The sequence below is a fragment of the Pseudomonas sp. S49 genome (genome assembly GCF_009866785.1).
GTDB lineage: Bacteria > Pseudomonadota > Gammaproteobacteria > Pseudomonadales > Pseudomonadaceae > Aquipseudomonas.
On record NZ_CP019432.1, the window covers coordinates 5,651,230 to 5,668,178 of the forward strand.

16 protein-coding genes are annotated in these 16,949 nt (G+C 60.1%); 11 read left to right on the forward strand and 5 right to left on the reverse strand.

Features of this window, described 5'->3' with window-relative positions; all coding sequences use genetic code 11:
- Nucleotides 1–12 precede the first annotated feature (12 nt).
- Genes PspS49_RS24905 through PspS49_RS24915 form a run of 3 tightly spaced genes read right to left on the reverse strand, consistent with a single transcriptional unit; the run spans nucleotide 13 to nucleotide 2,686 of the window.
- On the reverse strand, nucleotides 13–780 hold the full coding sequence (locus PspS49_RS24905; RefSeq protein WP_127929796.1) for a heme ABC transporter ATP-binding protein: 768 nt from the start codon (nucleotides 778–780) through the stop codon (nucleotides 13–15).
- Nucleotides 780–1,763, reverse strand: coding sequence for an iron ABC transporter permease (locus tag PspS49_RS24910; protein ID WP_174245139.1), 984 nt, complete (start codon nucleotides 1,761–1,763; stop codon nucleotides 780–782). The genes PspS49_RS24905 and PspS49_RS24910 overlap by 1 nt, the downstream gene beginning before the upstream one ends.
- Before the next feature lie 50 nt (nucleotides 1,764–1,813).
- Nucleotides 1,814–2,686 carry an ABC transporter substrate-binding protein gene (locus PspS49_RS24915; RefSeq protein WP_160041854.1) on the reverse strand — a complete coding sequence of 291 codons (873 nt, stop codon included), beginning with the start codon at nucleotides 2,684–2,686 and terminating at the stop codon, nucleotides 1,814–1,816.
- Between the two features lie 165 nt (nucleotides 2,687–2,851).
- On the opposite strand from PspS49_RS24915, the gene PspS49_RS24920 reads away from it, so the two are divergent.
- Nucleotides 2,852–3,169 (forward strand): Rieske (2Fe-2S) protein, encoded by a 318-nt coding sequence (locus tag PspS49_RS24920; RefSeq protein WP_127929798.1) that lies wholly within the window; start codon nucleotides 2,852–2,854, stop codon nucleotides 3,167–3,169.
- On the opposite strand, the gene sfsA is transcribed toward PspS49_RS24920, so the two are convergent.
- A complete protein-coding gene (gene sfsA, locus PspS49_RS24925; RefSeq protein WP_127929799.1) occupies nucleotides 3,166–3,879 on the reverse strand; it encodes a DNA/RNA nuclease SfsA in 714 nt (237 codons plus the stop codon). The genes PspS49_RS24920 and sfsA overlap by 4 nt on opposite strands.
- Nucleotides 3,879–5,051: a pyridoxal phosphate-dependent aminotransferase gene (locus PspS49_RS24930; RefSeq protein ID WP_160041856.1), complete on the reverse strand. Its 1,173-nt coding sequence runs from the start codon at nucleotides 5,049–5,051 to the stop codon at nucleotides 3,879–3,881. The genes sfsA and PspS49_RS24930 overlap by 1 nt, the downstream gene beginning before the upstream one ends.
- Nucleotides 5,052–5,385: 334 nt before the next feature.
- Here PspS49_RS24930 and dksA point away from each other — a divergent pair, with 334 nt between their 5' ends.
- The 10 genes from dksA (at nucleotide 5,386) to panD (ending at nucleotide 16,858) form a co-directional block, all read left to right on the forward strand.
- Nucleotides 5,386–5,829, forward strand: coding sequence for an RNA polymerase-binding protein DksA (gene dksA, locus PspS49_RS24935; protein ID WP_064118688.1), 444 nt, complete (start codon nucleotides 5,386–5,388; stop codon nucleotides 5,827–5,829).
- A gap of 206 nt (nucleotides 5,830–6,035) precedes the next feature.
- Nucleotides 6,036–6,932, forward strand: a complete 897-nt coding sequence (gene gluQRS, locus PspS49_RS24940) for a tRNA glutamyl-Q(34) synthetase GluQRS (RefSeq protein ID WP_150751684.1) — start codon at nucleotides 6,036–6,038, stop codon at nucleotides 6,930–6,932.
- Nucleotides 6,933–7,009: 77 nt separating this feature from the next.
- Entirely contained in the window at nucleotides 7,010–7,186 is a 177-nt protein-coding gene (locus PspS49_RS24945) for a hypothetical protein (protein ID WP_003176118.1), read from the forward strand.
- Nucleotides 7,170–10,124, forward strand: coding sequence for a sensor histidine kinase (locus PspS49_RS24950; RefSeq protein ID WP_174245087.1), 2,955 nt, complete (start codon nucleotides 7,170–7,172; stop codon nucleotides 10,122–10,124). Before PspS49_RS24945 ends, PspS49_RS24950 begins: the two co-directional genes overlap by 17 nt.
- A gap of 22 nt (nucleotides 10,125–10,146) precedes the next feature.
- Nucleotides 10,147–11,583 carry a sigma-54 dependent transcriptional regulator gene (locus tag PspS49_RS24955; protein WP_127929802.1) on the forward strand — a complete coding sequence of 479 codons (1,437 nt, stop codon included), beginning with the start codon at nucleotides 10,147–10,149 and terminating at the stop codon, nucleotides 11,581–11,583.
- Nucleotides 11,584–12,317: 734 nt separating this feature from the next.
- A complete protein-coding gene (locus PspS49_RS24960; protein ID WP_038369032.1) occupies nucleotides 12,318–13,721 on the forward strand; it encodes a polynucleotide adenylyltransferase PcnB in 1,404 nt (467 codons plus the stop codon).
- 4 nt (nucleotides 13,722–13,725) lie between these two features.
- A complete protein-coding gene (gene folK / locus PspS49_RS24965) occupies nucleotides 13,726–14,211 on the forward strand; it encodes a 2-amino-4-hydroxy-6-hydroxymethyldihydropteridine diphosphokinase (protein ID WP_150751686.1) in 486 nt (161 codons plus the stop codon).
- Nucleotides 14,212–14,609: 398 nt separating this feature from the next.
- Nucleotides 14,610–15,410 (forward strand): 3-methyl-2-oxobutanoate hydroxymethyltransferase, encoded by an 801-nt coding sequence (gene panB, locus PspS49_RS24970; RefSeq protein WP_122599704.1) that lies wholly within the window; start codon nucleotides 14,610–14,612, stop codon nucleotides 15,408–15,410.
- Nucleotides 15,407–16,267 (forward strand): pantoate--beta-alanine ligase, encoded by an 861-nt coding sequence (gene panC / locus PspS49_RS24975; RefSeq protein WP_077574569.1) that lies wholly within the window; start codon nucleotides 15,407–15,409, stop codon nucleotides 16,265–16,267. The genes panB and panC overlap by 4 nt, the downstream gene beginning before the upstream one ends.
- Nucleotides 16,268–16,477: 210 nt before the next feature.
- Nucleotides 16,478–16,858, forward strand: a complete 381-nt coding sequence (gene panD, locus PspS49_RS24980) for an aspartate 1-decarboxylase (protein WP_003205654.1) — start codon at nucleotides 16,478–16,480, stop codon at nucleotides 16,856–16,858.
- The last annotated feature ends 91 nt before the right edge of the window (nucleotides 16,859–16,949 follow it).

The following is a 16,949-nucleotide window of genomic DNA, read 5'->3' on the forward strand; positions in this document are numbered from 1 at the left end:
TCAATGATCCAGTCAGCGGGCGATAATCAGCGGATGCCCACGCTCCGGGTGCGGCTGCACCAACACTTCGAGACCGAATACGGCTTGGAGCGTGTCCGGACGCAAAACCTGCTGCGGTGTATCCAACGCCACCGGCCGCCCGCCCTCAAGCAGCAGAATGCGATCACAATAACGCGCCGCCAGATTCAGATCATGCAGGATCACCAACACCGCCGCGCCACGATCGGCAAACTCGCGCACAGCCTGCAGCGTCGTGTGCTGATGCAGCGGATCAAGCATCGAAGTCGGCTCATCCAACAGCAACGTCTGCCCGGTCTGACCCGGCCACAATTGCGCCAGCACCCGCGCCAGATGCACACGCTGCCGTTCGCCACCGGACAGCGCCAGATAACTGCGCCCGCTCAAGTGTCCGGCATCCGCCGCGGCCAAAGCCGCCGCGATGATTTCGTCGTCACGCACCCGACCGCTTTGATAAGGCAAGCGGCCCATGCCGACCACTTCTTCAACGCGAAAGGCGAAATCCAGGGTCGACACTTGTGGCAACACCGCCAATCGTTGCGCACGCTGCGGGCCAGACCATTGACTCAATGCCTGCCCGTCGAGCGAAACCTCGCCCGCACTCGCCGCCAACTCACCGCACAAGGCGCCCAGCAAGGTACTTTTGCCAGCGCCGTTCGGCCCTAGCACACCGAGCACTTCACCCGGTTCAAGTTGCAGCGTTACATCGCTGAGCACTGCCTTGCGCCCACGCTGGATGTGCAAATTTTGCGCACGCAACATCAGGCGCGTCCTCGCAGCAGCAAATAAAGGAAGAACGGCGCACCGATAAACGCGGTGACAATACCGATCGGCAACTCCGCCGGCGCCAGCGCCAACCGCGCGACCAGATCAGCCAACAGCAATAGGCTTGCACCCGCCAGCACCGAAGCTGGCAGCAATACTTTGTGATCCGGCCCCGCCAGCAACCGCACCAGATGCGGCACCACCAGCCCGACAAAACCGATCATGCCCGCTGCTGCCACCGCTGCGCCAACACCCAGCGCCGTGCAGAACACCAGTTCACGCTTGAGCCGCTCGACATCAATGCCCAAATGCCCAGCCTCGGACTCCCCGAGCAGCAAGGCATTCAGCGCTTTGGCGCGACGTGGCAACCACAACGCCACGCCGGCGCTGATGATCAGCAATGGCCACAGCCGCGCGTAACTGGCGCCGTTGAGACTGCCGAGGTTCCAGAACGTCAGCGTACGCAGGGTCGCGTCATCCGCCAGATAAGTGAACAGGCCGACCGCCGAACCGGCCAGCGCGGTCAGGGCAATACCCGCAAGCAACATGGTCGCCACATTGGTCTGACCGTTACGGCGACCGAGGCGATAAACCAGCGCCGTCACCCCGAGGCCGCCGAGGAACGCGCAGGCCGACAGCACATACGGCCCGAACCACTCCGGCAAGCCACCAAAAAACGAACCACCGACAATCGCAATCGCCGCACCCAGCGCTGCGCCGCTGGAAACCCCCACCAGCCCTGGATCCGCCAGTGGATTACGGAACAAGCCCTGCATCGCCACACCGGACAGCGCCAGCACACCGCCAACCGCCAACCCGAGCAAGGTTCGCGGCAGACGAATCTGCCCGAGGATCAGCTCAGCCTGCTCCAGACCGTCCGGCGCCAGCGGCACGCCGAGCATGCGCAACGCTGCGCGCAACGTATCGAACAGCGGCAGGCTCACCGGCCCCAGCGCCAATGACAGCCAGATCGCCAGCAGACAGAGAAGCGTCAGGCCAATGAACAAGCCACGGGGTTTGACCAATGTGGTCATTGGCCGCTCTTGGTCGGGTAGAAACCGTCAGACAGGGTTTTCAGCGCTGCCGGCAAGCGTGGTCCAAGACCACCAACCAACAGGGTCGGGTCCAGTTCCAGCACTCGGCCGGCCTTGGCCGCGCGACTTGAATTGAGAATCGGGTTTTCCTTGAACAGCGCCGCTTTCGCCGCGTCTCCGGTCAATGCACGGTCGGCGAATACCAACACTTCAGGATCGAGACTGGCGAGGGATTCCACGGAAAACGGTTTGTAACCGGTATGCGTCGCCAGGTTATGCCCGCCCGCCTGCTGCAGCAGCCAGTCGGCAGCGGTGTCCTTGCCGGCGATCAATGGCTTGCCACCGGCATGCCCGAGCAACAACAGCACACCCGGCGTTTTTTGTTTGGTTTGCACCTGAACCACCCGTGCCTTCTGCGCATCGAGTTGCTGTTGATAACTTTGCAGTAGCTGCTTTGCCTGGGCTTCTGTGCCGAGCAACTGGCCCAGATGGGTGACGTTTTTCTCCAGTGTCGGCAGATCCGGCTGAGCCGAGAACAACTCCACCTGAACCTTGGCGGCCTTGACCTGTGACAGCACCGGCGGCGGGCCCATTTCTTCGGTACCGATAAGAATGTCCGGGCGCAGACTGAGAATGCCCTCAGCGGAAAGGCTGCGCTGATAACCAATGCTCGGCAGCGCCTTCAACGACTCCGGATGCTGGCTGGTGGTATCAACGCCGACCAGCTTCGACTCGCCGCCCAACGCACCGACCCATTCCGACAGCGCACCGCCGGCGCTGACCCAGCGTTGCGGCAACTCGGCCGCGGCAGCCTGATGGCTGACGAACAGTCCGGCACACAGCACAACAACGCGGGTACTCAGGCGCATACACAGCTTCCTTGAAAGACGTTTTTCCCGGGCATCCGGATGGCAGGCCAAGTATCCTCGCCCCTGCCAGCCGCCCTGCGGACGAAGGCCGCCATTTGATAATTGTTTGCATTTAAACGTCAAGCTCGGACATATCCAGACACGAGCGGACATTAGAGGATAGCCATGAAGTTTCTCTGCACGGGCACTGAACTCGCCGAAGCGGCCAGCCGTGGCTTTGAAGTCGACGGGAACAAGCTGTTCGCCGTGCGCCGCAATGGGCAAGCGTACGTTTATCTCAATCGCTGCCCGCACCGGGGCGTTGGTCTTGAATGGCATCCCGACCAATTTCTCGACCCAAGCAACAGCCTGATCCAGTGCGCCACCCACGGCGCACTGTTTCTGATCGAGGACGGTGAATGCGTCGCCGGGCCTTGCGCCGGGCAATCACTCACCGCCATTGCGTGCCGGGAAGACGCGCAAGGCTTGTGGATCGATGTTTAACCGTTGAGCAGCACGTCGAGACGCCGGTCGATGACCATCTCTTCATGGTTCAAGCGAACGCCGTAAGCCAGCACTTCAACACCACACGCCACCGCTTCACGCAGCGCCTCGGCGTAGGCCGAGTCGATCTCCTCGGCCGGTCGCACCGCTTCAATTCCGCCCAGATTGACGCAATACAACTGCACCGCCCGGATCCCGTCACGAGCCAGATGTGCCAGCTCACGCAGATGCTTGGCGCCACGCTGGGTCACGGCATCGGGAAACGCCGCTACTGCCGTTCCGTCGAAGCCCAGGGTGACGCTTTTCACTTCCACATACGCCGGACCGCTTGGGTATTCGAGGCGAAAATCGATGCGGCTTTTTTCCTGCCCGTAGGCCACTTCACGCTTCAACGCGGTAAAGCCGTTCAACTCAGTGATAACGCCAGCCTGCAACGCCTCCTCAACCAAACCGTTGGCCCGGGCGGTATTCACGCAAAACAAGCGGCCCTGCGGTGTTTCACCAATTTCCCAAGTGCCCGGTAATTTGCGTTTCGGGTCATTGGAGCGGCTGAACCAGACCTGCCCGCCTTCGACCTGGCAATTGAGCATCGAACCGGTGTTCGGGCAGTGAATGGTCAGCAACTCGCCGCCAACGGTTTCGATATCGGCGAGAAAACGCTTGTAACGACGGATCAGTCGCGCCTCTTCCAGAGGGGGATAAAAGCGCATCAGCCTTGCCAGCTCTTCAAGCCACGTGCGATGCGCTCCACCGCCTCCTGTAGGCGAGGGAGGTTTTGCGTGTAGGCAAAACGCACATGGTGACTGGCCTGATAGCGACCGAAATCCAGCCCCGGCGTGAACGCGACATGTTCGGTTTCGAGGAAATGTCGGCAGAACGCGAAGGCATCGCCGCCGAACTGGCTGATATCGGCGTACAAATAGAACGCGCCCTCAGGCTCCACGGCGATGTTGAAACCCAACTCGCGCAGGGCCGGCAGAAGGAAATCCCGACGACGGCCGAATTCCGCGCGGCGCTCTTCCAGAATCAAGAGGGTGTCCGGCTCGAAACAGGCCAACGCCGCGTACTGCGCCATGCTCGGCGCGCTGATGTAGAGGTTCTGCGCCAGTTTTTCCAACTCGCTGACCGCCGCATCCGGTGCCACCAGCCAGCCCAGGCGCCACCCGGTCATGCCGAAATACTTGGAGAAACTGTTCAACACAAAAGCGTTGTCATCGACTTCCAGCACGCTGGCGGCATCGGTGCCGTACGTCAGGCCGTGATAGATCTCGTCCACCACCAGATGTCCATGCTTAGCCTTGATGGCTGTGGATAACCCGGCCAGTTCATCGCGAGTCAGAATCGTGCCAGTCGGGTTGGCTGGCGAGGCGACCAGTGCGCCGACGCTGTCGTGATCCCAATGGCGCTCGACCAGATCCGGGGTCAGTTGATAGCGCACGTCCGGACCTACAGGAACAAGCTGCGCCGCGCCTTCGACCAAACGCAGGAAGTGCCGGTTGCACGGGTAGCCCGGATCCGCCAGCAGCCAGTGTTTGCCGGGATCGACCAGCAGCGCGCTAGCCAACAGCAATGCACCGGAGCCACCCGGCGTGATCAGAATCCGTCGTGGATCGATGTTCAAGCCATAACGCGATTGATAAAACCCGGCAATCGCCTCGCGCAGCTCCGGAATGCCGCGCGCGGCGGTGTAGCGGGTCCTGCCTGCCGTCAGCGCCGCTTGCCCGGCACGGATGATCGGCTCGGCGGTGGTGAAGTCCGGCTCGCCGATCTCCAGATGGATCACATCGTGGCCTTCAGCCTGCAATTCATTGGCCCGCGCCAGCAGCGCCATCACATGGAACGGTTCGATCGCACGACTGCGCGCACTGTAGGGCTGAGCCATTGGTTTTCCTTCGGCAGGGAAAAAGAGACGATTCTACCCATCTGCCGGAACGAGCGAGAACCCGCAGCGGTCACAGCCTCAAGAACGCTGGACTGTAACGATATGAGCGTACGCTCCAGGATTGACTAAAATCAGTGATTGAACAGGTCTTCAACACCACCAGACACGGCTTGCCAAACATTTGCAAGCGCCACCCGCCGGGGCCTCGACATCCGGGAGTAGCGCAGGCCGATTTGATCTGGTAAGTTCGCCCGCTTGCAGCCGCAGGGCCGGCAGGTGTCGGTGATGGAGCAATCCTGCGCAATGGATTACAAGAGTAGAGGCGGTCCATTTCATGCCCACCCAAGCAAAGCAACAGCAGCAAACGACGATCAGCGGTTTCGAACCTTACGTTCCGAAAGCCGGTGAAGAGTACATGGGCGCCCCGATGCGTGCGCACTTCACCAAGATCCTGAACAAGTGGAAACAGGACTTGATGCAGGAAGTCGACCGTACTGTTGATCACATGAAGGATGAAGCGGCCAACTTCCCTGACCCGGCCGACCGTGCCAGTCAGGAAGAAGAATTCGCCCTCGAGCTGCGCGCCCGCGACCGCGAGCGCAAGTTGATCAAGAAGATCGACAAGACGCTTGAACTGATCCAGGACGAAGAATACGGCTGGTGCGAATCCTGCGGCATCGAGATCGGCGTCAAGCGCCTCGAAGCCCGTCCTACTGCGGATCTGTGCATCGACTGCAAGACCCTGGCGGAAATCAAGGAAAAGCAGGTCGGCAAGTAATCTCGACCTGAACGAAAAACGGAGCGTGCGAACGCTCCGTTTTTGTTTCTGCCTTTTGCCTTTTGCCTTTTGCCTTTTGTAGGAGTGAGCCTGCTCGCGATAGCGGTGGGTCGGTCAATATCGGTGTTGAATGTCACACCGCTATCGCGAGCAGGCTCACTCCTACAGGTTGACCTGCATATAGCCTGAAAAGTAGTTTCGTTTCCATGACTGCCAAGACACCCCCCGCCTACATCGGCCGCTTCGCCCCAACCCCCAGTGGCCACTTGCACTTCGGTTCGCTGGTTGCCGCCCTCGCCTCGTATCTCGACGCCCGTTCGGTCGGCGGTCGCTGGCTGGTGCGCATGGAAGATCTCGATCCGCCCCGCGAAGAACCCGGTGCGCAGACGGCGATCCTCAAGGCGCTGGAAAGCTACGGCTTTGAATGGGACGGCGAGATGGTGCGCCAGAGCGATCGGCACGATGCCTACGCCGAAGTGCTCAATAGCCTGTTCAATCACGGTCTTGCTTACGCCTGCACCTGTTCGCGTAAACAGCTCGAACCTTACAACGGCATCTATCCGGGCCTGTGCCGCAATGCCGGCCACGACCAGCAGAATGCGGCCATCCGCCTGCGTGTGCCTGAACTGGAATATCACTTCATCGACCGCGTCCAGGGCGAGTACCGCCAGCATCTGGGGCGCGACGTCGGCGATTTCGTGATCCGTCGCCGCGACGGCCTCTACGCCTACCAATTGGCCGTGGTGCTCGACGATGCCTGGCAAGGTATCACCGACATCGTCCGCGGTGCCGACCTGCTCGACTCGACACCGCGCCAGCTCTATCTGCAGGAATTGCTGGGAATGCGCCAGCCGCGTTACTTGCACCTGCCGCTGATTACCCAACCGGACGGCAACAAGCTCGGCAAGTCCTACCGCTCGCCGCCGCTTGAAGCGGATCAAGCCACGCCATTGTTACTGCGAGCCCTGCGCGCCTTGGGGCAAAACCCCGGCGCCGAACTGGCCCACGCTTCGCCGCAAGAGTTACTCAAGTGGGGCAGCGCACACTGGGATGCCAGCAAGATCCCGCGCACACTGACCCTGCCCGAGGCGCAACTGCTATGACGACACTTGCAGTCGTGCGCCCATCCGTTACCATCGCCGCACGTTTTCGGGCACGCGCATAAAAAAGAGAGGCCGGGATGTACATCTATCGCTTGGTCCTGCTTTTAGTCGTGGGGATCTATCTGTTTTCCCCCGCCATCATGGATTGGTGGATCGACGCTACGGGCGCCTGGTATCGCCCCTATCTGCTTTGGCTGATCCTGATTGTCGTGACCTTCATCCTGCAGAGCCAAAAAGATGCCGATGAGCTTTAGCCTGACCCAGATGATCCTGATCAGCGCCGCGTACCTGGCGGTGCTGTTCGGCGTTGCCTGGATCAGCGAACGGGGCATGATCCCGCGCGCGATCATTCGCCACCCGTTGACCTACACCTTGTCGCTGGGGGTTTACGCCAGTGCGTGGGCGTTCTACGGCACGGTCGGCCTGGCTTATCAGTATGGCTACGGCTTTCTGTCCAGTTACCTCGGGGTATCCGGCGCATTTCTGCTGGCGCCAGTGCTGCTCTATCCGATTCTGAAGATCACCCGCACTTATCAATTATCGTCGCTGGCCGATCTGTTCGCGTTTCGCTTTCGCAGCACCTGGGCCGGCGCGCTGACCACGATCTTTATGTTGATCGGCGTGCTGCCCTTGCTGGCGCTGCAGATTCAGGCCGTGGCCGACTCCATTGGCATCCTCACCGGCGAACCGATCCAGAGCCGCGTCGCGCTGGCGTTTTGTGCGCTGATCATTCTGTTCACGATTTTCTTCGGCTCCCGGCATATCGCTACGCGCGAGAAGCACGAAGGTTTGGTGTTCGCGATAGCCTTTGAGTCGGTGATCAAACTGATCGCCCTCGGCGGCGTCGGTCTGTATGCGCTGTACGGTGTGTTCGACGGCCCGCAACAACTGGAACTGTGGCTGCTGCAAAACCAGACCGCCCTCGCCGCGCTGCACACGCCATTGCAGGAAGGCCCGTGGCGTACGTTGTTGCTGGTGTTTTTCGCCTCGGCAATCGTGATGCCGCACATGTATCACATGACTTTTACCGAGAACCTCAATCCGCGCTCACTGGTCAGTGCGAGCTGGGGTTTACCGCTGTTCCTGCTGCTGATGAGCCTGGCGGTGCCGCTGATCTTGTGGGCCGGCCTGAAACTCGGCGCCACGACCAATCCGGAATACTTCACTCTCGGCATCGGCATAGCCGCCAACAGCAAACCGCTGGCATTGCTCGCCTATGTCGGCGGTCTGTCGGCGGCCAGCGGATTGATCATTGTGACCACGCTCGCGCTGTCGGGCATGGCACTGAACCACTTGGTGTTACCGCTCTATCAGCCGCCGGCCGAAGGCAATATCTACCGCTGGTTGAAGTGGACTCGCCGGGCGCTGATCGTCGCGATCATCATGGCCGGTTTCGGTTTCTATCTGATGCTCGGCGCCGAACAGGATCTGGCCAACCTCGGTATCGTCGCGTTTGTGGCGACCCTGCAATTCCTGCCCGGCGTATTGTCGGTGCTGTATTGGCCGACCGCCAACCGTCGGGGTTTTATCGCCGGTCTGCTGGCAGGGATTCTGGTTTGGGTGGTGACGATGTTGTTGCCGCTGGTCGGCAATCTGCAGGGTTTCTACATCCCGCTGCTGAACATGATTTACGTGCTCGACGACACCAGTTGGCACATGGCGGCCATCGCCTCGCTCGCCGCCAACGTGCTGATGTTCACCCTGATCTCGCTGTTCACCAACGCCAGCCCCGAAGAAGCCAGCGCCGCCGAAGCCTGCGCTGTGGATAACGTCCGTCGCCCGCAGCGGCGTGAGCTGCACGCGGCCTCGCCACAGGAATTCGCCACACAACTGGCGAAACCGTTAGGCGCCAAGGCTGCGCAGAAAGAAGTCGAGCAGGCCCTGCGCGATCTTTATTTGCCATTCGACGAACGCCGCCCGTACGCCTTGCGCCGTTTGCGCGATCGCATCGAAGCCAACCTCTCCGGCCTGATGGGCCCGAGCGTGGCGCAGGACATGGTGGAAACCTTCCTGCCTTATAAGGCCGGCGGCGAAAACTATGTGACCGAAGACATCCACTTCATCGAAAGCCGCCTTGAGGATTACCACTCACGCCTCACCGGTTTGGCTGCCGAGCTCGATGCGCTGCGCCGATACCACCGCCAGACCTTGCAGGAACTGCCGATGGGCGTCTGCTCGCTGGCCAAGGATCAAGAGATCCTGATGTGGAACAAGGCCATGGAAGAACTCACCGGGATCGCCGCACAACGCGTGGTCGGTTCACGTCTGAGCACCATTGGTGAGCCGTGGAAAGAATTGCTGCAGGGTTTCATCAACCTGCCCGACGAGCATTTGCACAAACAGCATCTGGCCCTCGACGGCCAGACCCGCTGGCTGAACCTGCACAAAGCGGCGATCGATGAGCCGTTGGCATCGGGTAACAGCGGACTGGTGTTACTGGTCGAAGATTTGACCGAAACGCAGATGCTCGAAGACAAACTGGTGCACTCCGAACGCCTGGCGAGCATTGGTCGCCTCGCCGCCGGTGTGGCCCACGAAATCGGCAACCCGATCACCGGCATCGCTTGTCTTGCGCAAAACCTGCGCGAAGAACGCGAAGACGACGGCGAACTGACGGAAATCAGCGGGCAGATTCTCGAACAGACCAAACGCGTCTCGCGCATCGTGCAGTCGCTGATGAGCTTCGCCCACGCCGGCAGCCATCAGCACAGCGACGAGCCCGTTTGTCTGGCCGAAGTCGCGCAGGATGCAATTGGCCTGCTGGCCCTGAACCGACGCAATTTCGAAGTGCAGTTCTACAACCTGTGCGATCCCGATCACTGGGTCGAAGGCGATCCGCAGCGACTCGCCCAGGTCTTGATCAATCTGCTCTCCAACGCCCGCGACGCCTCGCCGCCGCACAGCGCGGTACGGGTCAAGAGCGAAGCCGGCGAACACACGGTCGATCTGATCGTCGAAGACGAAGGCAGCGGTATTCCGAAGAACATCATGGATAGATTGTTCGAACCCTTCTTCACCACCAAGGATCCTGGCGAAGGCACCGGTCTGGGCCTTGCACTGGTCTATTCCATCGTTGAAGAGCATTATGGACAAATCACCATCGACAGCCCGGCAGATGTACAAAGCCAACGCGGCACCCGTATCCGGGTGACCTTACCGCGTCATGTCGAAGCGACGTCCGCTGTGAACTGAGACCGTCGAGAGTATCGAATCAATGCCGCACATTTTGATCGTCGAAGACGAAACAATTATCCGCTCCGCCTTGCGCCGCCTGCTGGAACGCAACCAGTATCAGGTCAGCGAAGCCGGTTCAGTGCAGGAAGCACAAGAACGCTTCACCATTCCTACGTTCGATCTGATCGTCAGCGATCTGCGTCTGCCGGGCGCGCCGGGCACCGAGCTGATCAAGCTCGGCCAGGGCACACCGGTGCTGATCATGACCAGTTACGCCAGCCTGCGCTCGGCGGTTGACTCGATGAAGATGGGCGCGGTGGACTACATCGCCAAGCCTTTCGACCACGACGAAATGCTCCAGGCTGTCGCGCGGATCCTGCGTGATCGCCAATCGGCCCCTGCTGCCGGCGAGCCCGTTGCCGTGAAAACGACCAACGGCAGCGGCAAATCCGCGGTCGACAACAGCAACGGCGAGATCGGCATCATCGGCTCCTGCCCGCCGATGCAGGACCTGTACAGCAAGATCCGCAAGGTCGCGCCGACCGATTCCAATGTGTTGATCCAGGGCGAGTCTGGCACCGGTAAAGAACTGGTGGCCCGCGCCCTGCACAACCTGTCGAAACGCGCCAAGGCGCCGATGATTTCGGTGAACTGCGCGGCCATTCCGGAAAGCCTGATCGAGTCCGAATTGTTCGGCCACGAAAAAGGCGCGTTCACCGGCGCCAGCGCCGGGCGTGCCGGTCTGGTCGAAGCGGCGGACGGCGGCACGTTGTTCCTCGACGAAATCGGCGAACTGCCGCTGGAAGCTCAGGCTCGCCTGCTGCGTGTGTTGCAGGAAGGTGAAATTCGCCGTGTTGGCTCGGTGCAGTCGCAGAAGGTCGATGTACGCCTGATCGCGGCCACTCACCGGGATCTCAAGAGTCTGGCGAAAATCGGCCAGTTCCGCGAAGACCTTTATTACCGCCTGCACGTGATCGCCCTGAAATTGCCGGCCCTGCGTGAGCGCGGCGCCGACGTCAACGAAATCGCCAACGCCTTCCTTGCTCGCCAGAGTGCGCGCATCAACCGTACCGACCTGAAGTTTGCCGCGGATGCCGAACAGGCCATTCGTCACTACTCCTGGCCGGGTAACGTGCGAGAGCTGGAGAACGCAGTCGAGCGCGCAGTGATTCTGAGCGAAAGCCCGGAAATCTCCGCCGACCTGCTGGGCATCGACATCGAGCTGAGCGATCTGGAAGACGACGAGTTCATCGGCCTGCCGCCACAAACGGCGGGTAACGCCAGCAACAGCAGCCATGAGCCGACCGAAGACCTGTCGCTGGAAGACTACTTCCAGCACTTCGTCCTCGAGCATCAGGACCATATGACCGAGACCGAACTGGCGCGCAAACTGGGCGTCAGCCGTAAATGCCTGTGGGAACGCCGTCAACGTCTGGGCATTCCACGGCGCAAGACCGGGGTCGCCAGCGAGAGCTGAACGTTACCTGTCGAGTGTGCGGGTAACGCTTGAGGATGTGAAAAAACTGTTACCTCAGTCCTTTCACGTAACAGAAGCCGGGGTTATCGGTAACGAAACCCCGGCTTTTTTTCGCCCCGACAAAACGGTTATATCGACCTAACCCCTTGTTTTATTGGGTTTCGCAAAAGTTGGCACGCCCCCTGCTATATGTTTAGTACAAGAACAATAACAAGCAATGCACAAGACAATAAAAATAAGACGAATCGACTCACGCACAATAAAAACAAGACGGCGAGAGGCGCAGCTAACTGATTCTTTTGGAGAGGCGTTGTATTTGGGGCTTGCCCCACGACCAGGCCGAGAACAACAAAAACTGTCCTAAGACAGAGCCTGTACTGGTTGGATCGAGAGATCACTGCAATTCAGCGACCAAAGCAATCCGTTTGCTCTTGGCTCCCGATTGGGAGGGTCACGAAGGAAACACTTCGTGGCGAGGGCACTCAACAAAAACAAGAAGCCCGAATCAATAATAAAAAGAGCACGCAACTACTTCTTGGGGAGCTTCGGCTCCCCTTGTAGTTTCTCCCCCCCGGCAAAATCCTCCATTTTTATCGCCCGCGATGCCTGTAGCCTGCGGCTTGCAGCTCAAATCGGCCGTGTCCTACACCATCCCCCGACTAAATGCTAGAATCTGCGCCCATCATGCGGTCATTCTTTGGTATGGCCGAACATTCCTTCAAACAGTGCATCCCATGCTGAAGAAGTTGTTCCAGTCATTCCGAACTCCCGTGCGTCGTACGCAACACATCCGCAGCACCCCTGAAGTGCTCAACAGCGGTCAACATTCGCTGCAGAAAACGCAGTTCAGCCGCTATGCGGTGAATATCGTCGAACGCCTGCAAGGTGCCGGTTACCAGGCTTATCTGGTCGGCGGTTGCGTGCGTGACATGCTGCTGGGCATCACGCCCAAGGATTTCGACGTCGCCACCAGCGCCACCCCCGAGCAAGTCCGTGCCGAATTCCGCAATGCGCGGATCATCGGTCGCCGCTTCAAACTGGTGCATATCCATTTCGGTCGCGAAATCATTGAAGTCGCGACTTTCCGCGCCAATCACCCGGTCAACGAAGACGACGAAGACAGCAACCAGTCTTCGCGTAATGAGAGCGGGCGGATTCTGCGCGACAACGTTTACGGCACCCTGGAAGAAGACGCGCAACGCCGCGACTTCACCATCAATGCCCTGTATTACGATCCGGTCAGCGAGCGCATTCTCGACTACGCCAACGGCGTACACGACATCCGCAATCACCTGATCCGTCTGATCGGCGATCCGAAGCAGCGCTACCAGGAAGACCCGGTGCGTATGCTGCGTGCCGTTCGTTTTGCCGCCAAGCTCAACTTCGGCATCGAGAAGCACACCGTGCAGCCGATCCGTGAACTGGCACCGATGCTGCGCGAGATCCCCTCGGCACGCCTGTTCGAAGAAGTGCTCAAGCTATTCCTCTCGGGCCACGGCGCGATCACCTTCGAAATGCTGGTTGATCTGCAACTGTTCGCCCCGCTGTTCCCGGCCAGTGCCGATGCGCTGGAACACAACCCGGAATACACTCACACGCTGATCAGCGAAGCGCTGACCAACACCGACCTGCGCATCAAGCAGAACAAACCGGTAACCCCGGCGTTCCTGTTTGCCGCGCTGCTGTGGCCTGCCCTGCCGGCCCGCGTGCTGCGCCTGCAAGAACGTGGCATGCCGCCGATTCCGGCGATGCAGGAAGGCGCCCACGAGCTGATCGCCGAACAGTGCCAGCGCATTGCGATTCCGAAACGTTTCACCATGCCGATCCGCGAGATCTGGGACATGCAGGAGCGCTTGCCACGCCGCAGCGGCAAACGTGCCGATCTGTTGCTGGACAACCCGCGCTTCCGCGCCGGATACGACTTCCTGCTGCTGCGTGAAAGCGCAGGCGAGGAGACCGATGGCCTGGGCGAGTGGTGGACCGACTATCAGGACGCCAACGACAGCGAGCGCCGCGACATGATTCGCGACCTCAGCGGTAAAGGTGATGACGCCAGCGGTGCTCCGCGCAAACGTCGCCGCAGCAGCGGTTCCAAACGCAAACGCGCCGGCGCACCGAGCGCTTCGACCGGCGAGTAAAGGCATGGAACGCATCTACATCGGCATGGGCAGCAACCTCGCGGACCCGGCCGAACAGTTGCGCAGCGCCGTTGAGGCGCTGGGGCAATTGCCGCAGACCACGCTGGTTGGCGTTTCCGCCTTCTACCAAAGCGATTCCCTGTTGCCTGGCCAGCCGCGTTACACCAACGCGGTCGCTGCGCTCGACAGCTCACTTGCACCACTGGAACTGCTCGACGCCTTGCAAGCTATCGAGAACGATCAGGGCCGTGAACGTCTGGAACGTTGGGGCCCACGCACACTGGATCTGGACATTCTGCTGTTCGGTGATCGACTGATCGATGAACCGCGCCTGAAAATCCCGCATTACCAGATTCAGGAACGCGCGTTCGTGCTCTATCCCCTCGCTGAACTGGCCCCACAAGATTTGCGTCTTGCCGATGGCCGCAGCCTGTCCGATCTGCTCACCGCCTGCCCGTTCGTCGGCCTGGAACGCCTCTCGACAGATTGATTGCAATCCCCTGTGGGAGCGAGCCTGCTCGCGAAAGCGGTGTGTCATTCAACACTGTGTTGACTGATTCGCCGCCTTCGCGAGCAGGCTCGCTCCCACATTGGTTTATTCCACACCCAGGATTTTTGTCGGACAAAAAATCGCCGAATCAGCCCTGCCGCGCCGCTGAATCGCATCAGTAACGCCGGTAACACTCCCCTCGTAACAATGCGGTAACACACGCAATTGACTTCCTGTTGGCTCATCACGACTATAGGCGTCCCGCTGCCGCCAACCCGGCACATACGGGCGCAATCCAGGCCTTATAAGCACGACAAAAGAGCGTGCGCCTGAGTAGATGACGAATCACGCGCGTTACTCGCAGTAGTTTCCAGAGCGCCTGAACGAGGATTTTTTACATGCCAGCCATCACCCTGACCACGCTCCAGAGCCTCAAGCAGAAAGGTGAAAAGATCACCATGCTGACCTGCTATGACGCGACCTTCGCCCACGCCTGCAACGAGGCCGGTGTCGAAGTGCTGCTGGTGGGCGACTCCCTCGGCATGGTCCTGCAAGGTCACGACAGCACCCTGCCGGTGACCACCGCAGAAATGGCCTACCACACCGCGTGCGTCAAACGCGGCAACACTGATGCCCTGATCCTCGCCGACCTGCCGTTCATGGCCAACGCCACCCTTGAACAAACCATGACTAACAGCGCCATGCTGATGCAGGCTGGTGCGCACATGATCAAGGTGGAAGGTCAGTTGTGGCTGGCCGAGTCGATCCGTCTGCTTGCCGAGCGCGGTGTACCGGTTTGCGCGCACATGGGTCTGACCCCACAAGCGGTGAACATTCTCGGCGGCTATAAAGTGCAGGGTCGCAACGAAAACCAGGCGCGGCAGATGCGTGCTGATGCGATTTCGCTGGAACAGGCCGGCGCGGCGATGCTGCTGCTCGAATGCGTACCGAGCGAACTGGCCGCTGAAATCAGCCAGGCCGTGAAGATTCCGGTGATCGGCATCGGCGCCGGTAACGCCACCGACGGCCAGGTTCTGGTACTGCACGACATGCTCGGCCTGTCGATCACTGGCCGTGTGCCAAAATTCGTCAAGAACTTCATGCACGGTCAGGACAGCATTCAGTCCGCGCTGAAGGCTTACGTCAGTGAAGTCAAAGCCACCACGTTCCCTGGCATCGAACACGGATTCTCTGCATGAACACCGTTAAAACCGTACGCGAACTGCGCGCCGCCGTAGCCCGCGCCCGCAGCGAAGGCAAGCGCATAGGCTTCGTGCCGACCATGGGCAACCTGCACAGCGGTCACGTTGCACTGATCACCAAAGCCACGCAGCGCGTCGATTTCGTGGTCGCGAGCATTTTCGTCAACCCGCTGCAGTTTGGCGCCGGCGAAGACCTCGATAAGTACCCGCGCACGTTGGCAGCGGACCAGGAAAAACTGCTCGAAGCCGGTTGTTCCCTGCTCTTCGCTCCGACTGTCGAGGAAATGTACCCCGACGGCATGGCCGGACAGACTCGGGTCAGCGTGCCGCAATTGTCCGAAGGCCTGTGCGGCGCCAGCCGTCCGGGGCACTTTGAAGGCGTGGCGACCGTGGTCAGCAAGCTGTTCAACATGGTCCAGCCGGATCTGGCGATTTTCGGTCAAAAGGACTACCAGCAACTGGCGGTGATCCGTGCGCTGGTGCATGACCTGAACATGCCGATCCAGATCATTGGCGAGCCGACCGTACGCGCCGCCGATGGCCTGGCGCTGTCCTCGCGCAATGGCTTCCTCAGCGAAGAACAACGTGCGGTGGCTCCGGTGGTCTATCGCTCGCTGAGCAACATTGCCGAGTCGATCAAGCAAGGTGAACGCGACTTCCCGGCGCTGATCGCTGCCCAGTTGCAGCAGCTTGAAGCCGCAGGTCTGCGCCCGGATTACCTGGAAATCCGCCACGCCTTGACCTTGCGCCCGGCAACGGCAGAAGACCGTGACCTGGTGATTCTGGTGGCCGCGTTCCTCGGCACCACGCGGTTGATCGATAACCTGCACCTGAATCTCGATACCCCGGTTTAAAGACACCGCAATACCCCCTGTAGGAGTGAGCCTGCTCGCGATAGCGGTGTGTCAGTCAGCATTAGTGTTGAATGACACACCGCTATCGCGAGCAGGCTCACTCCTACAGTGTTTTTCAGCGTCATGAAGATTGCATTCCAGCTGTATTGCCGCCCTCAAAGCCTTCGGGCACACTGCCCGCCGTTCGATTCCAACCCGGGAAAACCCCTAATGCACGCGATCATGCTCAAGGCCAAACTGCACCGCGCCGAAGTCACCCATGCGGTGCTCGATTACGAAGGTTCGTGCGCCATCGATGGCGAGTGGCTGGACTTGTCCGGCATTCGTGAATACGAGCAGATCCAGATTTATAACGTCGACAACGGCGAGCGTTTCACCACCTACGCGATTCGTGGCGAAGAAGGCTCGCGGATGATCTCGGTCAATGGCGCCGCTGCGCACAAGGCCAAGGTCGGCGACCGCGTAATCATTTGTGCCTACGCCCATTACAGCGAAGCGGAGCTGGTCAATTTCAAGCCGCGCATGCTCTACATGGCGCCGGGCAATGAACTGAGCCACACCAGCAACGCCATCCCGGTTCAGCTCGCCTGATCCCGATTTCGCCCCGCCCCCTCCGTTTGTCGGCCAGTTCCCGGTCTCGATGTTAAAAAAGTACAGGGATCTGGTCAGACAAAGTCAAGAC